General features: G+C 64.9%; 15 protein-coding genes. 8 read left to right on the forward strand and 7 right to left on the reverse strand.

All coding sequences use genetic code 11. From position 1 onward, the window contains the following. Positions 1-6: 6 nt before the first annotated feature. A complete protein-coding gene (locus tag FYK34_RS09315; protein WP_149296112.1) occupies positions 7-1197 on the forward strand; it encodes an MFS transporter in 1191 nt (396 codons plus the stop codon). A 122-nt stretch (positions 1198-1319) separates the two neighbouring features. Here the strand turns inward: FYK34_RS09315 and FYK34_RS09320 are convergent, their stop codons facing one another. From FYK34_RS09320 to FYK34_RS09345, 6 genes are all read right to left on the reverse strand, one after another. Beyond that, on the reverse strand, positions 1320-2231 hold the full coding sequence (locus FYK34_RS09320) for a substrate-binding domain-containing protein (RefSeq protein WP_168209696.1): 912 nt from the start codon (positions 2229-2231) through the stop codon (positions 1320-1322). Positions 2232-2426: 195 nt separating this feature from the next. Further along, positions 2427-3590 carry a cell division protein ZapE gene (gene zapE / locus FYK34_RS09325; RefSeq protein ID WP_149296114.1) on the reverse strand — a complete coding sequence of 388 codons (1164 nt, stop codon included), beginning with the start codon at positions 3588-3590 and terminating at the stop codon, positions 2427-2429. A gap of 179 nt (positions 3591-3769) precedes the next feature. Next, positions 3770-4357, reverse strand: coding sequence for a HupE/UreJ family protein (locus FYK34_RS09330; RefSeq protein WP_149296115.1), 588 nt, complete (start codon positions 4355-4357; stop codon positions 3770-3772). Between the two features lie 36 nt (positions 4358-4393). Next, a complete protein-coding gene (moaA, locus tag FYK34_RS09335) occupies positions 4394-5380 on the reverse strand; it encodes a GTP 3',8-cyclase MoaA (protein WP_149296116.1) in 987 nt (328 codons plus the stop codon). Between the two features lie 3 nt (positions 5381-5383). Further along, positions 5384-7531, reverse strand: a complete 2148-nt coding sequence (fdhF, locus tag FYK34_RS09340) for a formate dehydrogenase subunit alpha (protein ID WP_149296117.1) — start codon at positions 7529-7531, stop codon at positions 5384-5386. Between the two features lie 31 nt (positions 7532-7562). Continuing rightward, positions 7563-8099: a 4Fe-4S dicluster domain-containing protein gene (locus FYK34_RS09345; RefSeq protein WP_149296118.1), complete on the reverse strand. Its 537-nt coding sequence runs from the start codon at positions 8097-8099 to the stop codon at positions 7563-7565. Positions 8100-8365: 266 nt separating this feature from the next. Here FYK34_RS09345 and FYK34_RS09350 point away from each other — a divergent pair, with 266 nt between their 5' ends. The 7 genes from FYK34_RS09350 (at position 8366) to FYK34_RS09380 (ending at position 16368) form a co-directional block, all read left to right on the forward strand. Then, entirely contained in the window at positions 8366-8707 is a 342-nt protein-coding gene (locus FYK34_RS09350; protein ID WP_168209697.1) for a hydrogenase maturation nickel metallochaperone HypA/HybF, read from the forward strand. A gap of 12 nt (positions 8708-8719) precedes the next feature. Continuing rightward, positions 8720-9556: a hydrogenase nickel incorporation protein HypB gene (gene hypB, locus FYK34_RS09355; RefSeq protein WP_149296120.1), complete on the forward strand. Its 837-nt coding sequence runs from the start codon at positions 8720-8722 to the stop codon at positions 9554-9556. After that, a complete protein-coding gene (gene hypF / locus FYK34_RS09360) occupies positions 9538-11832 on the forward strand; it encodes a carbamoyltransferase HypF (protein WP_231137415.1) in 2295 nt (764 codons plus the stop codon). Before hypB ends, hypF begins: the two co-directional genes overlap by 19 nt. Before the next feature lie 10 nt (positions 11833-11842). Continuing rightward, complete coding sequence (locus FYK34_RS09365; RefSeq protein ID WP_149296122.1) at positions 11843-12085, forward strand: HypC/HybG/HupF family hydrogenase formation chaperone; 243 nt, start codon at positions 11843-11845, stop codon at positions 12083-12085. 9 nt (positions 12086-12094) lie between these two features. After that, positions 12095-13234 (forward strand): hydrogenase formation protein HypD, encoded by a 1140-nt coding sequence (hypD, locus tag FYK34_RS09370; protein WP_149296123.1) that lies wholly within the window; start codon positions 12095-12097, stop codon positions 13232-13234. Then, positions 13231-14262, forward strand: a complete 1032-nt coding sequence (hypE, locus tag FYK34_RS09375) for a hydrogenase expression/formation protein HypE (protein ID WP_149296124.1) — start codon at positions 13231-13233, stop codon at positions 14260-14262. The genes hypD and hypE overlap by 4 nt, the downstream gene beginning before the upstream one ends. A gap of 315 nt (positions 14263-14577) precedes the next feature. Next, the gene (locus FYK34_RS09380; RefSeq protein WP_149296125.1) at positions 14578-16368 is read left to right on the forward strand and encodes a carboxypeptidase-like regulatory domain-containing protein; all 1791 of its coding nucleotides are present in this window, start codon (positions 14578-14580) and stop codon (positions 16366-16368) included. 70 nt (positions 16369-16438) lie between these two features. Here FYK34_RS09380 and FYK34_RS09385 read toward each other — a convergent pair whose 3' ends face one another. Beyond that, the gene (locus tag FYK34_RS09385; protein WP_149296126.1) at positions 16439-17089 is read right to left on the reverse strand and encodes a hypothetical protein; all 651 of its coding nucleotides are present in this window, start codon (positions 17087-17089) and stop codon (positions 16439-16441) included. Between the last annotated feature and the right edge of the window lie 403 nt (positions 17090-17492).

The following is a 17492-nucleotide window of genomic DNA, read 5'->3' on the forward strand; positions in this document are numbered from 1 at the left end:
GCCTGCATGAAAACCAACAAATACCTGATCGAAACATTGCTGTTCGCCAGCTATGCGCTGTTCGGCATGAGCTGGGCAGCCGGCAGCGCCTTCATTCCGCAAATCATGCGCGACATGGGCATCCATGACCTGGCTGCCGGCTCGCACATCAGCAACGCGGTGGCGGCGGCCAAGCTGCTGGGCTCCTTCATCGCCGCCGCCATCCTGGCGCGGCTGTTGGCCAAGCGCGCGGTGGCGCTAGCCCTGGCGTTGATGTCGCTGGGTGCGCTCATTCCCTTCGTCCAGCACTACCCCGCGCTCTTGCTGCTGCGTTTCCTCACCGGTCTGGGCGGCGCGCTGGTGGTGGTGTATTTCGCGCCCATCGTGATGCTGTGGTTCGAGCCGCGCGAGCGCGCTGTAGTCAACGGGCTGAATTCGGTCGCCTTCAATGTCGGCACCGCCGCGGCGATGTTCGGCCTGCCCGCCCTGCTGCAATGGACGGGCGGCTGGCGCACAGCCCTGCTGTGCATCTCGCTGGGCAGCGCGCTTTGCCTCGCCCTGTGGCTGGCGTTCGGCGCGGACGGCGTCGCCTCCGACAACGCCGACGAAACGCCCTACACCCTGCGCCAGGGCTTGTCCGAGCGCTTCAACTGGCTGCTGGCCCTGACCTACAGCGGCACGCTGGCCTTCTATGTCTTGCTGTTCGGTTTCTACCAGAACGCCGGCATCCGCCAGGCCAAGCTGGTAGTGCTGGCCGGCCTGTTCGGCGCGGCGGCCGGCATCTGGCTGGCGAAGAGAATGAGCCGGCGGCTGCCCTTGCTGCAGGTCTCGGGCTTGCTGCAACTTTTGGCCATCATCGGCCTGCACGCCCAGCTGTGGGGCTGGAGCGACGACGAGCGCCTGGTCTCCGCCAGCGCGCTGGCGGCCGGCTTCTTCATTTTCCTGCCCATCGCCAGCCTGATCACGCTGGCGCAGGAACAACCCGGCATGACGCCGCGAAAAGTGGCCGTCACCTTCAGCCTGTTCTGGTTCCTGAGTTATCTGGTGGCCACCGTGGCGCCCTATGTCTTCGGCCTGTTGGTGGACATGCGGCATGGCGACTACGACTGGGCGACGGCTTTTGCCGCGGCCTTGTCGTCCACCTTCCTGATAGGTTCCCTGCTATTGCCGGAAACGGCCCGCGCGCCCGCGCGCGGCGCGGCGGCGCAAACCACCTGAGCCGGCCCTGGGTGCCGCCGACGAAAACGCGTTGAAGCGTTTAGCCCAAGGCGCCCCGGCGCAGGCCGTGCAAGTCGCGCGGCCAGGCGGCGCAAGGCCGGATCAGGGCCTGGCAGCGGGCATTAATGGTCGGCCTGGGTAATCAGCTTCAAGGGCACGGCGATGTAGGTATCCACGCCTTGCCCCGCCGCCAGCCGCTTGGCGGCCTGAATGCCGTAACGTCCCATCAGGCCCGGCTGCTGCCGCACCGTGGCGGCCAGCTCGCCTGCCTTCACCGCCGCCACGGCCTCGGGAATCGCATCGAATCCCACGACCGCCACATTGCGCCGCCCGGCGTGGCGCAAGGCCGCGACCGCGCCCAGCGCCATCTCGTCGTTCTGCGCGAATACGGCTCGGATATCGGGATACTGGCGCAACAGGCTGGCCATTTCCCGCTGGCCCTTGCCGCGGTCGAAATCCGCGCCGCGTCGGGTCAGCAAGGCCGCGTCGGCATGGCCGCTCAAGGCCTGCCGCAAGCCGGCGTCTCTATCGTGAGCGACCGAGGACCCGGCCGTGCCGGTCAACTCGGCGATGCGGCCGCGCGCGCCCAGCCTGCTCATCAGGTATTGGCCAACCAGCATGCCGCCTGCGATGTTGTCGGATTCGATATGCGAGCTAAGCGGCTCGCCATGGAGGCTGCGATCCAGCGACACTACCTTGACGCCGCCGGCTACCGCCTGGCGCACCGCCGCGGTCACGGCCTGAGCGCCCACCGGGTTCAACAGGATCACCGCCACCCGGCGCTTCGCCAGCGCCGCGATCTGCTCGCTCTGCCTGGCCGGGTCGTCGCCCGCATCCAGCACGGTGAGCGCCACGCCCTGCTTGGCGGCCTCGGCCAGCGCGCCGTCGCGCAGCTCCTGGAAAAACGGATTGCGCAAATTCGATAGCGCCAGCGCCACGCGCACTTCAGCCTGCTCTTGCGCATCGCCGCCGCCGCATCCCGCCAAGCCGACGCACAGCATGATGAATCCTAGGCATTTGAAGATGCATTTCATGTCCAGCTTCCTATCTGACGGCGGCGATGAGGCAAATCCGCTCACGATAGCCATCGCGCGTGAAAGAAATATGTCGCGTCGCCGCCGGCGAGGGCGGACGCCCACCGGGACAACATGCAAACATACCGCCCCGACCCGGCGCGCATGACGGGAAAATGTCCACTCGTGCAAATTCACGCGGCCAGCGCCGCCCTGTTACAGCGCCACGCCAGGCGGCGGCTGGTCATGGCTTTGCGCCATGGACTGGTGCGGCAGCTCCAGATAGCTCTTGGACTGCATCTCGGTCAGGCGGCTGGCGGTGCGGAAGAACTCGCCGGATTGCAGCCCTTCGGTGTAAATCTCTTCCGGCGGCGCGTCGGCCGAGGCGATCAGCTTGACGCGGTTGTCGTAGAACACATCCACCAGCCAGGTGAAGCGCCGGGCGATGGAGGCCTGCTTGGCCGACAGCTTGGGGATGCCGGACAGGAACACCGTATGGTATTCGCTGGCGATTTCCAGATAGTCGGTTTGCGCGCGCGGGCCGTCGCACAGCGCCATGAAGTCGAACCAGGCCACGCCTGGCGACAGCCGCTTCACCGCGATCTCGCGCTCCAGCACGGTGATGGTTTTTTGCGGCAGCTCGGCGCCGGAACCCAGGCGCACGAACATCTGCTCCATGCGCCGCTCGCTGTCGGCATCCGCCGGCACCAGGAACAGCGGTTCCCGCGTCAGCTCGCGCAGGCGGTAGTCGTGGCCGCCATCCACGTTCAGCACGTCCAGCTCGCGCTTGATCAGTTCGATAGTCGGCAGAAAGTTCTGCCGCTGCAGGCCGTTCGGATAGAGATCGTCCGGCGCGTAATTGGACGTGGTCACCACCACCACGCCGCGCTCCAGCAAGGCCGACATCAGCCTGCCCAGTATCATCGCGTCGGCGATGTCGGACACGTGGAACTCGTCGAAACACAATAGCCGCGTGGCCTTGGCGATCTGGTCGGCATAGGCCAGCAGCGGGTCTTTGACGCCGGCGAACTTGCGCAGCTCGCGGTGGGTTTCCGCCATGAAATTGTGGAAGTGGATGCGGCGCTTGCGGCGATAAGGCACGCAAGCGTAGAAAGCGTCCATCAGGAAACTCTTGCCGCGGCCCACCCCGCCCCAAAAATACAGGCCGCGCGGCACTTCCGGGCTGCGCAGGCTGCGGCCCAGGAAACGGTTGCGCTTGGCCTTGAAGTCCATCAGCGCATGCCACAGCCTGTCCAACTGTTCTATGGCGGCGGCCTGCGCCTCGTCATGGATGAAACCGGGCCGTTCGCTGGCCAGCTGATACCAGCCCTTGGGGCTGCAATGGACGTTCTCGTCCGGGGAGAATGTGTGTTGCGACATGGTTATGCTTGTTCTGCGCTGCGCCGCCGCTGCGGCCGAATGCGCTCATGATAACCGCTTTGACGCCTCCCCGCCGCTGTCAGCGGCAGGCTGCGATCCTGGCGCATGGCGTCCGGCGTCTGCCGCAGGGACTTCGCCATGCCCGGCGGCAGGCGGCTGCGCCGGAAGGGCCATTTACGCTACAGCACCCCGGCCAGATAGCCGGCGCCCAGCAGGGCGATGCCGCCGCCCAGCGCCCGGGCGTACCAGGCGCTGCGTTGCTTGAAGAAGGCGCCTATGGCCATGCCGGCGAGGTGCAGGACCATGGTGCCCAGCGCCATGCCGCTCAACGCGGCCACGGCCTGTGCCGCCGGCAGCTCGCCGCCGTGGGCGATGCCGTGAAACAGCGCAAACAGCCCCACCACCGCCAGCCCCCAGGGCAGCGCCATCTTCACCCGCGCGCACACCAAGAGGCCCAGCACCAGCAAAGAGACGGCGATCATCGGCTCCACCGCCGGCACCGCCGCGCCGGTGAAGCCGATCAACCCGCCCGCCAGCAGCAGTCCGGCGAAGGCGAACGGCATGGCCCATACCTGGCGCGTGGCCAGCACGCTCCACACGCCCACCGCCAGCATGGCGGCGAAGTGGTCCAGACCGGTGAACGGGTGGACAAATCCCATGAAAAAGGCCGTGCCGTGGTGGATGCCGGCATCGCTGCCGATGTGGGCCAGCGCCAGGCCCGGCAGCAAGGCCATCAAGGGGAGCGTGATCCAGATGCGTGTTTTCATTTTTGCGTCCTCAGGTCAGTCAATTTCATTGTTCGCTCAGCCTCCGGTGTGCGACATGAAGCGCAGCACCCGGCTGGGCGCGGCTGCAAAATCATGCCCCCAGGGCTTGTCCGCCACCGCGCGCCGGATGGCGTCTTCCAGCTCGCCATCATCGGCGCCGCCGCGCAGCAGCGGCCGCAATTCCAGCTTATGCTCCTGGCCCAGGCAGAGATAAAGCGCGCCATCCACTGCCAGCCGCACGCGGTTGCAGGTGGCGCAGAAGTGCTGGGACAGCGGCGTGATGAAACCCACCTGCCCGCGCCCGTCCGCCGTCTGCCAGTAGCGGGCGGGGCCGCCGCCCAACTCGCTGGCGCACGGCCGCAGGTCAAAGCGGCCCACCAGCCGGTCCCGCGCGCCGTCCAACGGCAGGTAGGCGGCGGCGCGGCCGGCCTCGCCCATCGGCATCGCCTCGATCAGGCGCAGGATGAAGCCATGCTCGAAGCAAAATGCCGCCATCGACTCGATCTCGCCGTCGTTGACGCCGCGCAGCGCCACCATATTCAGCTTGATCGGGGCCAGTCCGGCCGTCTTGGCCGCCATCAGCCCGGCCAGCGTGGCGTCCAGGCTGTCCCGCCCGCACAAGGCGCTCACGCATTCGCGCCTGAGCGAATCCAGGCTGACATTGACCCGGCCCAGGCCGGCCGCCTTCAGCGCGGCGGCGTGCCGGGCCAGCCGGGTGGCGTTGGTGGACAGCGACAGGTCGCGCACGCCGGGCGCGGCGGCCAAGTCCGCCACCAGATCGACGATGCCGGCGCGCAGCAGCGGCTCGCCGCCGGTCAGCCGCACCCGGCCCACGCCCATGGCGGCGAACAGGCCCACCAGACGGCGGATTTCGGCGAAGCTCAGCCAATCCGCCCGCTCGGCGTAGGACGCGTCGCCCGCCGGCCGACAATAGCGGCAGCGCAGATCGCAGCGGTCGGTCACCGACAGCCGCAGATAGGCGATGCGCCGGCCGTGGCGGTCGATCAGCGGCGGCTTGTCCATGCCCTACTCCGCCAGCGCGGCCTGGCGCAGGTCCGCCTTCAGCCGCGCGTAGACGCCGCGCGCGTGGTTTTCCGCCCAGGCCTGGTCGGCGATCGGCTCCACGCGCACCGTGCAGTACTTCAGCTCCGGGGTTTTGGAGATCGGGTCCAGGTGGTCCACCGTCAGCTCGTTGCAGGCGCCTATCCACCACTGGTAGGTCATGTAGACCGCGCCCGCGTTGACGCGCGGATTATGGTTGGCGCGGGTGATCACCTTGCCGCGGCGCGAGGCCACCCACACCAGCGCCTGGTCGGCGATGCCGTATTTCACAGCGTCATCCGGGTGGATCTGCACAAAGCCCGGTTCGTCGGCCAAGGTTTGCAGCGCCGCGCAGTTGCCGGTCATCGAGCGGCAGGAGTAGTGCCCCACCTCACGCACCGTGCATAGGCCCAAGGGATATTCAGCGTCCACTTTCTCCAGCGGCGGGCGCCACTCGGCGGCGAACAGCTTGGCCTTGCCGCTAGGCGTGTCGAACTGATAGCCCTCGTACAGCCACGGCGTGCCGGGGTGGTCTTCGCTTGGGCACGGCCATTGCACATAGCCGAGGCCCGCCATCTTGTCGTAGCTGGCGCCGGCATAGAGATGGCACAGGCCGCGCAGCTCGTCCCAGATCTGCTGGGCGTTGTCGTAATGCATGGGGTAGCCCATGGCCGTGGCGATCAGGCTGTAGATTTCCCAGTCATCCTTGACGTTGGCCGGCGCTTCAATGGCTTTGTAGCAGCGCTGGAAACCGCGGTCGGCGCTGGAGAACACGTTTTCGTGCTCGCCCCAGGAGGTGGCGGGCAGGATGACGTCGGCGGCCATCGCCGTCTTGGTCATGAAGATATCCTGCACGATGATCAGGTCCAGCTTCTCGAAAGCGCGGCGCATCATGCCCAGGTCCGGCTCGGTCTGCAACGGGTCTTCGCCGAAGATGTAATACGCCTTCAGCGTGCCGGCCTCGACGCGGTGCGCCACCTCGGTGATGCTGCAGCCCTTCTCCGCCGGCAGACTATCCACGCCCCAAGCCTCAGCAAAGCGGGCGCGCGCCTCGGCGTCGCTGACATCGTAATAGCCCGGCAGGGTGTTCGGCAGCGCGCCCATGTCGCAGGCGCCCTGGACGTTGTTCTGGCCGCGCACCGGGCCGACGCCGACATGCGGCCGCCCCAGGTTGCCGGTGAGGGTGGCGAGGCTGGACAAACCCTTGACCACATCCACCGCCTGGCCCCACTGGGTCACGCCCATGCCCCACAGAATGGTGGCGCTGGGCGCGGCGGCATACATCCGGATGGCCTGGCGGATCAGTTCGGCCGGCAGGCCGGTGATCTCGGCCGCGTATTCCGGCGTGTACTTGGCGACGGCGGCCTTGTATTCCTCGAAGCCTTCGGCGTGCTCGGCGACGAAATCCGCCTTGTACAAGCCTTCGCTGATCAGCACATGGGCGAAGGCGTTGACCAGCGCCATATTGGAGCCGTTCTTCAATTGCAGATGCAAGTCGGCCACGCGCGCGGTTTCGATGTAGCGCGGGTCGCAGACGATGATCTTGGCGCCCTTCTGTTTGGCCTTGAGGATGCGGCGGGCGACGATGGGGTGGGAATCGGCCGCGTTGTAGCCGAACACCAGGATGCAGTCGGTGTCCTCGATCTCGCAGATCGAGTTGCTCATCGCGCCGTTGCCCAGCGTGGCCATCAGCCCGGACACCGACGGCCCGTGGCAGACCCGGGCGCAGCAGTCGATGTTGTTGGTGCCGATCACCGCGCGGGCGAACTTCTGCGCGATGTAGTTGGACTCGTTGCCGGTGCCGCGCGAGGAGCCGGTGAACATGATGGAATCCGGACCATGCTCGCGCTTGATCTCGCCCAATTTGCCCGCCACGAAGGCCACCGCCTCGTCCCAACTCACGCGCTCGAACTCGCCGCCGCGCCGGCGGCGTATCATCGGATGGCGCAAACGCGGCGTCAGCAGCTTGGTGTCGTTGAGGAAGTCCCAGCCGTAATAGCCCTTCAAACACAGCTCGCCCTGGTTGGTCACGCCATCCGCGCCTTCCGCGCCGACGATCTTGCCGTTTTCCACCAAGAGATTGAGCTTGCAGCCCGAACCGCAGTACGGGCAAACCGAAATCACCTTCTCCATTTTTCCTGTCCTTTTGCGCGTTGCGTTCGATTCAGAGCGATAGCGCCGGCGTGTCCAGCGCGGCCTGCTCCCGGCGTTTCTTCATGGCGGCCTCCAGCGCCTGCGGCTCCACTATGCGCAGCGCCTTGGTGGGACAGGTGGCGATGCATGCCGGCCCGCCGGCCTTCCCTACGCACAAGTCGCACTTCAAAGCCTTGGCCTTGAGCTGGCGCGTGGCGAAGCTGCCGGGCTGCGGCCGCTGCGGCTCGGTCACCACCTGCATCGCGCCGTAAGGACAGGCCACCATGCAGGTCTTGCAGCCCACGCAGCGCTCCTGCAGCACCTGCACGCTATTGCCGGCGTAGACGATGGCCCCGCTCGGACAGGCGTTCAGACAGGGCGCGTCGTCGCACTGCCGGCACAGCACCGGCGTGCTGATGCGCGCGCTCTTGATCACCGTCAGCCGCGGGTGGAAGGTGTCAGGCGACAATGGTTCGCCGGGGCTTGGCGCATGGGCCAAGGCGCACGCCACCTCGCAGGTGCGGCAGCCGATGCAGTTTTGGGGTTCAGCGATGATGAACCGATTCATTTCAGCCTCCTCAAGCGGCGGCAGCCGCCCGAACGTCGATTGCAAGCGTTGCGAATTCACGCCCATGACGTTGCATAAGCCATGCCAGCCGCGCCACACCCACGCAAGCCATTGTTTTCTTGTGACAACCGCTTGCAAAAACGCGCAGCGACGCGTGACGACGGCTTCGACACCCGCCGCGCCTCGTCAAAAGTGTCGACGCCTCGACACCGCGCAGCCTGCAATGGGTTGGCAGGCGAGAAGGCGGTCAAATAAAGGAAAAACCCGTGCACGAACTGACACTTGCGGAAAGCGTGGTCGCCATCGCCGAGACCGCCGCGCGCCGCGCCGGCGCCCGCCGAGTCACCCGCGTCCGGCTGGCATTGGGATTGCTGGCCCATGTGGAGACAGACACCCTGCTCTATTGCTGCCGGCTGGCGGCGCGCGACAGCCTGGCGGCCGACGCGGACTTCCAGACCGAACGCCGCCCGGCCCAGGCCCAATGCGGCGACTGCGGCTGCGATGCCGAGCTGACCGCCCTGCCGGCCCGCTGCCCGCGCTGCGGCAGCCAGAACCTCAAGCTTTGGGGTGGCGAAGAGATGAAAGTGGTGGATATTGGAATCAGCTAGGAGGACAGCATCATGTGCACAACTTGCGGCTGCGGCCACGGACAAATCCGCATCAACGGCAAGCGCGGCCATAGCCACGGCGCGCCCCGGAACGGCTACCGGCTGGCCGCTCAGGCGCACGGCCCCTTGGACGCCGTCCATGCGCCGGACACCCCGGCCGAACGCATCATCGCCATCGAGCAGGACATCCTGTCCGACAACAACGCGCGCGCCGCGCGCAACCGCCGCCTGCTGGCGGAACGCGGCATTTTCGCGCTCAACTTGGTGTCCAGCCCCGGTTCCGGCAAAACCAGCCTGCTGGTGGACACCCTGCGCCGCTGGGCCGGCCGCAGGCCGGTGGCGGTGGTGGAAGGCGACCAGCAAACCGCCAACGACGCCGAGCGCATCCGCGCCACCGGCGCGCCGGCGGTGCAGATCAACACCGGCAAGGGCTGCCATCTGGACGCGCGCATGGTGGCCCAGGCGCTGGAGCGGCTGCAAGAGGACCAGGCCATGCCGGACGGCGGCCTCTTGCTGATTGAAAACGTGGGTAATCTGGTCTGCCCCGCCGCCTTCGACCTGGGCGAGGCGCACAAGGTGGCCATTCTTTCCGTGACCGAGGGCGAGGACAAGCCGCTCAAATACCCGGACATGTTCCGCGCGGCGGACCTGTTGATCATCAGCAAGACCGACCTGCTGCCCTATCTGGACTTCGACGTGGACGCCGCCATCCGCATGGCGCGCCAGGTCCGGCCGGGCCTGCCGGTGATCCGCTTGTCCATCAAGACCGGCGAAGGCTGCGATGAATGGCTGTCCTGGCTGGCGGACGGCTGCGGCGAAGGAGGCTGGCCATGCCGCGCGAACAACTGACGGTAAGAGGCATTGTGCAGGGCGTGGGCTTCCGTCCCTTCGTCTACCGCCTGGCCGGCGAACTGGCCCTGTCCGGCTGGATACGCAACGATGGCGACGGCGTGACCATGGAGCTGCAAGGCGACGACGCGCGGCTGGACGGCTTCGCTTCACGGCTGCTGGCGGAGCGCCCGCCGCTGGCGCGCATAGACCAGGTGCTGCGCCAGCCGCTGCCGGAACAGGAGCAGGCCGACGGCTTCGCCATACTGGCCAGCGCCGCCGGCGGCGGCCATGCCGCCATAGGCGCGGACAGCTGCGTATGCGACGCCTGCCTGGCCGAGCTGTTCAACCCGGCCAACCGCCGCTACCGCTACCCTTTCATCAATTGCACCGACTGCGGCCCGCGCTACACCCTGGTCAAACGTCTGCCCTATGACCGCGCCCAGACCAGCATGGCTGAGTTTCCGCAATGCCCGGCCTGCCTGGACGAATACCGGGATCCCCTGCACCGGCGCTTTCACGCCGAACCGAACGCCTGCTCGATTTGCGGCCCCAGCCTCGCCCTGTTGGACGCGACGGGACCGGTGGCCGGCGACGCCATCGCGGAAACGCTGAGGCGGCTGCAAGGCGGCGAGATCATCGCCATCAAGGGCCTGGGCGGATTCCACCTGGCCTGCGACGCCCGCAATCCCGCCGCCGTGGCCCGGCTGCGGCAACGCAAGGCGCGCGAGGAAAAACCGCTGGCCATCATGGCGGCCAACGCCGCCTCGCTGGACGGGCTGGCGCGGATGGACGAGCTGTCCGGCCGCCTGCTGCGCTCGCCGCAACGCCCCATCGCGCTGCTGCCCAAGCGCGCCGGCTGCGATGACGCGCTGCCCGGCGTGGCGCCGGATGTGGCTTGGCTGGGCGCCATGCTGCCCTACACCCCGCTGCACTACCTGCTGTTCCACGAGGCCGCGGGCCGGCCCGCCGGCTCGGCATGGCTGGCGGAACCACAGCCGCTGCTGCTGGTGATGACCAGCGCCAACCCGCATGGCGAGCCGCTGATCACCCGCAACCAAGACGCGCGCGCCCTGATGCCGCAACTGGCCGACGCCGTGCTGGAGCACAACCGCGACATCGTCACCCGCTGCGACGACAGCGTGCTGCGCGTGGGCTGCCACGGCCATGCGCAGTTCCTGCGCCGCGGCCGAGGCTACACGCCCTGCGCCGTCGGCCTGTCGCGCGGCGGCCCGTCCGTGCTGGCGCTGGGCGCGCACCTCAAAAACACGCTGTGCCTCACCCGCGGCAACGAGGCCTTCCTGTCCCAGCACATCGGCGACCTGGACCGCGTGGCCAACTGCCAGGCGCTGGAGACGGCGGCTGCGCACCTGCAAACCCTGCTGGCCACGCGCCCAGCCTTGATCGCGCATGACCTGCACCCCGACTACTTCAGCAGCCGCCTGGCGCGGAACCTGGCCGAGCGGCTGAACATTCCGGCGCTGGCCGTGCAGCACCATCACGCCCACATCGCCGCCATCCTGGCCGAACAGCAATGCGACGACACCGTGCTGGGCCTGGCGCTGGACGGCGTGGGCCTGGGCGACGACGGCGGCGCCTGGGGCGGCGAGCTGTTGCTGGTGGACGGCGCGCACTGCCAGCGCCTGGGCCACCTGGCCACGCTGGCGCTGCCCGGCGGCGACCGCGCCGCGCGCGAACCGTGGCGCATGGCCGCCGCCGCGCTGCACAGCTGGGGCGACGACGCCGCCATCGCCGCGCGCTTTCCCGACGAAGCCACCGCGCCGCAACTGGCGCGCTGGCTGAACCAGGGCAAGGCGCTGCAGCGCACCAGCAGCCTGGGCCGGCTGTTCGACGCCGCCGCCGCGCTGCTGGGCGTCGCCGCCCGCACCAGTTTCGAAGCCCAGGCCGCCATGCGGCTGGAAGGCTTGGCCGAACGCGGCGGCCTGCCGGCCAAACCGCCCCGCTTGCACCGCATCGACACCGCCAATGTGCTGGACCTGTCGCCGCTGCTGCGCCGGCTGGCGGACGGCATGGCCCCGGCCGAAGGCGCGGCGCTGTTCCATGCCTGCCTGATCGAGGCCCTGGCCGACTGGGCCGCCCAGGCGGCGCGCCGTCATGGCCTGCGCCGCGTGGCATGCGGCGGCGGCTGCCTGCAAAACGCCATCCTGGCGCGCGGCCTGCACGCCGCGCTGGGCAAGCGCGGCCTGTCCATGCTGCAGGCGCGCCTCGCGCCGGCCGGCGACGGCGGCCTGGCCCTGGGCCAGGCCTGGGTGGCGCAAAGACATTTCCATTCTTGAGGACACCCTTATGTGCCTGGCCATCCCCGCCCGCGTCACCGAAATCCTGGACTCAGACCGGGTCAAGGTGGAGCTGGGCGGCATTCAAAAAACCATCTCCACCGCGCTGGTGGAAGACGTCCGCCTGGGCGACTACCTGATCGTCCACGTCGGCTTCGCCATCGGCAAACTGGACCCAGACGAAGCGGAACGCACCCTGGCCCTGCTGGCCGAAATGGGCGCCATGCCGGACAACCCCGCGGCCTACCGCTAGGAAAACCAGATGAAATACATTGAAGCGTTCCGCGACGGCGAACTGGCGCGGCGGCTGGCCGCCGCCATCCATGCCGAGGCCGATCCCGCGCGGCCATACCGGCTGATGGAATTCTGCGGCGGCCACACCCACGCCATCGCCCGCTACGGCCTGCCGGACCTTTTGCCCGCCAACATCCGCCTGATCCACGGCCCCGGCTGCCCAGTATGCGTGCTGCCCACCGGCCGCATAGACAGCGCCATCGCGCTGGCGCGCGAGCCTGGGCTGATCCTGTGCACCTACGCCGACACCCTGCGCGTGCCGGCCAGCGGGGGCGTTTCCCTGCTCAAGGCCCGCGCCGCCGGCGCCGACGTGCGCATGGTGTACAGCTGCGACGACGCGCTGGCCATCGCCCAGGCCCATCCAGACCGCCAGGTGGTCTTCTTCGCCATCGGCTTTGAAACCACCACGCCGCCCACCGCCGCCGTCATCCAGCGCGCGCGCCAGCTGGGCCTGGCCAATTTCAGCGTGTTCTGCAACCACGTGCTCACCCCTGCCGCCATGGTGCACATTATGGAATCGCAAGGCGATCCGGACGCGGTGGCGCTGGACGGCTTCATCGGCCCCGCCCACGTCAGCACGGTGATAGGCTACGGCGCGTACGAGGGCTTCGCCGCCCAATACCGCCGCCCGGTGGTGATTTCCGGCTTCGAGCCGCTGGACGTGATGCAGTCCATCCTCATGCTGGTGCGCCAGCTCAACCAAGGCCGCGCCCAAGTGGAAAACCAGTTCAGCCGCGTGGTCAGCCGCGAGGGAAACCGCAAGGCGCAGGCGATATGCGAACAAGTGTTCGAGCTGCGCGACGAATACGACTGGCGCGGCCTGGGCACAGTGCCGCTGAGCGCCTTGCGCATCCGCGAGGAATACGCGGACCTGGACGCCGAACAGCGCTTCGCCCTGCCCTACCGCCAGGTGCCGGACCACAAGGCCTGCGAGTGCGCCGCCATCCTGCGCGGCCAAAAACAGCCGGCCGACTGCCGCGCCTTTGGCGCCGCCTGCACGCCGGAGCGGCCGCTGGGCGCCTGCATGGTGTCGTCCGAAGGCGCTTGCGCCGCCCATTTCACCTATGGCCGCTTCCGCGCGGCCGATCACAACGGAGACGCGGCATGAACCGCATAGACTTTGCCCACGGCCGGGTGGACCTCAGCCACGGCAGCGGCGGACGCGCCATGGCCAAGCTGATCGAGCAGCTGTTCGTCGCCGAGTTCGACAACGGCTATCTGGGCGCGCAACACGACGGCGCCGCCCTGCCCCTGCCGCCGGCCGGCAGCCGGCTGATTCTGGCTACCGACAGCCATGTCGTCTCGCCGCTGTTCTTCCCCGGCGGCGACATCGGCAGCCTGGCGGTGCACGGCACCGTCAACGACGTGGCGATGTGCGGCGGCGCGCCGCTGTATCTGACCGCCGGCTTCATTCTGGAGGAAGGCTTCCCGCTGGCCGATCTGCGCCGGATCGTTCAATCCATGGCCGCCGCCGCGCGCGAGGCCGGCGTGGCCGTCGTCACCGGCGACACCAAGGTGGTGCAGCAAGGCAAGGGCGACGGCGTATTCATCACCACCACCGGCGTCGGCTACGCGCCGGCCGGCGTCGACATCTCGCCGCGCCGCATCCGCCCCGGCGACAAAATCCTGCTGTCCGGCCACCTGGGCGACCACGGCGTGGCCATCCTGTCGCTGCGCGAGAACCTGGGCTTCGAAACCGCCTTGCAATCCGACAGCGCCGCGCTGCACACGCTGGTGGCGGACATGCTGCGCGCCGCGCCGGACCTGCGCTGCCTGCGCGACCCGACCCGCGGCGGCCTGGCGGCCGTGCTCAATGAGTTCGCCCAGCAAGCCGGCTGCGGCATGCATATCCGCGAGTCCGCGCTCCCGATACGCCAGGCAGTCACCGCCGCCTGCGAACTCTTGGGACTAGACCCGCTTTACGTAGCCAACGAAGGCAAGCTGGTGGCCGTCTGCGCGCCGGAAGACGCCGACGCGCTGCTGGCCGCCATGCGCGCCCACCCGCAAGGACGCGACGCCGCCGTCATCGGTGAAGCCATCGCCGACGCCAACCAGTTTGTGCAGATGGAAACCGCCTTTGGCGGCCGGCGGATGGTGGACTGGATCAACGGCGAGCAGCTGCCGAGGATTTGTTGAGCCGCTGCTGTTCAAAGCCACTTGGCAAGCCAGCACTGTCCTACTGCCGCAAAAACAGATAGCGCAGGGCCACCAATCAGCAGCCCGCTCTATCTGGCTGATAACTCAACAACGGTTCATCGCCATAAGATGCCACTCACCTCGCCTTACAGAGCTTCCCCTCACATAAAACCCACCTCTCGCAACTTTATTGCAAATGACATTTATTGCCATCAAAAAAATATCCATTGTCATTTAAATGTTTCATAAATTGTGATATACATGTCCGAGCACTTGCCCTTTCATTTCATATTGATATCAAGTTCCGGATTAAACATGAATGCCAAGTTAAGCCCCATCGCACTCGCTTGTATGTTGCTGCTCTCCGCATGTGGCGGCGGCTCCGACAATAACAACGCAAACACCTCTGCAAACACTAACCAACTCAGTGTCAGCGCCATCCAAAATATCAGCGGTACCGTAGCTACCGGCTCACCCATGGCCAATGCCCAAATCACGGTTAAAAACGCTCAAGGCCAAGTGATAAAGTCTTTACAGACTGATGCCAACGGCTCTTTCAGCAACATCAACATAGGTAATGCCACCGGGCCGCTGTTGCTGGAAGCCAGCGGCGTGGTCAATGGTAGCCCGCTGCTGCTGCATTCCGTCGCCACTTCAAATGGTGTGGTCAATATCACCCCGTTGACCGAGGCGATCGTCACGCTGACCAGCGGCAATAACGCTGGCCAATGCTTCGCGCAAGCAGACAAATGCGCCCAAACAATCAGCGCAGACGCGTTGAAGCAGAGTCAGGCTAACCTCAAAACCGCATTGTCTCCATTGAGCCAAGCCCTGGCGCTAGATGATCAGTCCGACTGGATATCTACTGCTTTCACGCCGAACAAGACTGGCCATGACAAGTTGCTGGAATTAGTGGACATCAGCGCCGGCGACAAACCGGGCAGCATTGTGGTGAAAAGCAAGCTGGGCGGCACCGCCGTAAGCGTCAGTCGACAGCAAAAACCAGCACAAATAAGCATACCGGCCGGTGGCGCACCGGATATCGCAGGGCTCGATATCCTGGCTGCGCAATTGACCGACGCATACAAGACTGCAGATGGCCAATCCGGCCGAATAGGCTCGCTGCTGAGCAAGGACTTCAACTATTCAGGAGCCAATGCCTCACAGTTTCTGGCTCAACTGAATAATCGCCCAACACCTTTAGTCGGCGTACGTTTTGGCCAACCGAAACTGCTGAACTGCGAGAGCGCAAATCGTTGCGAAGTGGTATTCACCATCAATGAGGGGGCCGAGCGGGAGAACTACATCGTTAGCAGAGAAGGCAATCAATGGAAGATCGCCGGTGATGATTACCCTGTAGACATGTCCATCATGTCGGAGTCGCAAGCCTTTCACCAGATAGACCGCAAAACGCTTAAAAACAGCGTCAACTTCTCCGTCGATTTCCAGCTAGCAATCGGCCAATGGCCATTGGGGAATAACAGCCCGACCCCGACAGTGCGCAGCGCCCAAATGTTGGTGAATGGCCAGCCACTACTGTCGTTGGCAGAAGACAAGACTTGCGGCAGCAACCTACTGGTCGACACCCAGCACAAATACAGCATGGGTGGAAAATGCAGCTTCAGTTTTTACTTCCCGAACAATGTGGCGCTTCAAATTAATCAGGCTATGCGCACCGGTCAGGTAAAAGTGCGCCTATTTTCCCAACCAGACTTCACCCAGGCATTGGCCAAGGATATTACCGTGAGCCAACCCGTTTTTCTGCCGGACTCAATGGATAACAGCAACTACGCCAAGCTGGACGACGCCAGTATCTCGACGCTGTCCAACGCAAACCTTGGCAGCGACATTACCCTGAGTTGGAAGCAGCCATCCGGCATCGCCCCCAGGCTTCTGGAAATGACCATGTATGGTGTCTCGCAACCGCGCTACGAGTCCATCACAGCCAAGTATATGACAAGCGACCCGGCGAGCCCGGCCAAGTTCAGCGGAAAATTGAGCCAGAACAAACAGGCTGGCCAGAACACTTACACCCAGTTGTCGCTGAATATATATGGCTTCGACCGTTATGGCCGCAACATCTGGAGCAACTACAGCTTCAACTAAGGAATACCCTGAGCGGGCGCGCAATTGCCGTGCCCGCATTATTATCCCTAACAGTTTGACAGGTAGGGAATTAATCTCCCTCCTGAGATTTACCGCCGACAATAAAGACTCCATGCTTAGACGAATCCATCATTACCCTGCCATCCCAGCCTGACACAACCTCGCCATATCGACAGAGCAAAGTCTTCTTATCGCCATCCAAGCCTTTAAACAACACCGGAATAACAACATGAGAATCGATATCCGATATAGAGCCTGAGAATGCGCTCTCATCATCACAGTGGTTAACCTTCATGCGGCCAATCATTGCAACCTCTTTCCCCGCATAAAAATCTAGATGTTTTAATAAATAAAATGGCTCAACCTGCTTAAAAAATACCGCATGATTCGATAAATCGCACCCTTCTATTTTCCCGTACAGACTGAGCTCTTCTTTCAATCTCTCTTCGACACAAGCAGCCTCCCCCTCTTCCAGCCCACAATGGTACTGCTCCCGACCCCATGCCCTTGCCAAATCCTTCATTTCGATTGCGTCATCACCCTTACAGTTTTTCATGGATATCGCCGCTGAAACTTCATCTATAAGTTTTTTCACTTCCAGGTTTTCACAAGTAGCGGTCGACAACCATGACTTTTGGTCACACTGTATCTGGGCAAGAGCAGGAAAACTTAAAAAAAGGGAAAACAATAATAAAAATCGCATAAAATCATCCCTAAACATGGTGATATTTAATCGACAAAAAACAAATTAAATGATGGAAAATTTGGAAGTCCTCTGAAATCAAACATTCCAGAAAAGGACATCAACAATATATCATTCCAATAGCATAATACCGTGAATGTTTTGTTTACGCCCCTCCGTACAAGCGAGTAGGCAGGCAGACCAAGAGCCTTACCCGCGCCATCGCCCCGTCTTTATCTTCCACCTTCGTCACTTCTGACGACGCCGCTTACCCGCCGACACCGCTTCGACACTTCCACCGCCACCGCGCCGAAGCCAAGCCACTGAAAATAAACACAGTTTCAGCACGCCCCACATCTGGCACGTCTCCTGCAAGTCACAAGCCATCCCGGGCCCCGCCTGGCTTTACTTGGGGGAATCATGAACCGCTTCGTCATTGCAG

It is taken from the genome of Chromobacterium paludis, assembly GCF_008275125.1.
GTDB classification, from domain to species: Bacteria; Pseudomonadota; Gammaproteobacteria; order Burkholderiales; family Chromobacteriaceae; genus Chromobacterium; species Chromobacterium paludis.

Bases quoted from the DNA above. Each gene is read 5' to 3' on its own strand.
- hypE (WP_149296124.1), top strand. From the start codon at position 13,231: ATGAACCGCATAGACTTTGCCCACGGCCGGGTGGACCTCAGCCACGGC.
- FYK34_RS09315 (WP_149296112.1), top strand. From the start codon at position 7: ATGAAAACCAACAAATACCTGATCGAAACATTGCTGTTCGCCAGCTAT.
- moaA (WP_149296116.1), bottom strand. From the start codon at position 5,380: ATGGACAAGCCGCCGCTGATCGACCGCCACGGCCGGCGCATCGCCTAT.
- FYK34_RS09320 (WP_168209696.1), bottom strand. From the start codon at position 2,231: ATGAAATGCATCTTCAAATGCCTAGGATTCATCATGCTGTGCGTCGGC.
- FYK34_RS09330 (WP_149296115.1), bottom strand. From the start codon at position 4,357: ATGAAAACACGCATCTGGATCACGCTCCCCTTGATGGCCTTGCTGCCG.
- FYK34_RS09380 (WP_149296125.1), top strand. From the start codon at position 14,578: ATGAATGCCAAGTTAAGCCCCATCGCACTCGCTTGTATGTTGCTGCTC.
- FYK34_RS09345 (WP_149296118.1), bottom strand. From the start codon at position 8,099: ATGAATCGGTTCATCATCGCTGAACCCCAAAACTGCATCGGCTGCCGC.
- FYK34_RS09365 (WP_149296122.1), top strand. From the start codon at position 11,843: ATGTGCCTGGCCATCCCCGCCCGCGTCACCGAAATCCTGGACTCAGAC.
- hypF (WP_231137415.1), top strand. From the start codon at position 9,538: ATGCCGCGCGAACAACTGACGGTAAGAGGCATTGTGCAGGGCGTGGGC.
- zapE (WP_149296114.1), bottom strand. From the start codon at position 3,590: ATGTCGCAACACACATTCTCCCCGGACGAGAACGTCCATTGCAGCCCC.
- FYK34_RS09385 (WP_149296126.1), bottom strand. From the start codon at position 17,089: ATGTTTAGGGATGATTTTATGCGATTTTTATTATTGTTTTCCCTTTTT.
- fdhF (WP_149296117.1), bottom strand. From the start codon at position 7,531: ATGGAGAAGGTGATTTCGGTTTGCCCGTACTGCGGTTCGGGCTGCAAG.
- hypB (WP_149296120.1), top strand. From the start codon at position 8,720: ATGTGCACAACTTGCGGCTGCGGCCACGGACAAATCCGCATCAACGGC.
- hypD (WP_149296123.1), top strand. From the start codon at position 12,095: ATGAAATACATTGAAGCGTTCCGCGACGGCGAACTGGCGCGGCGGCTG.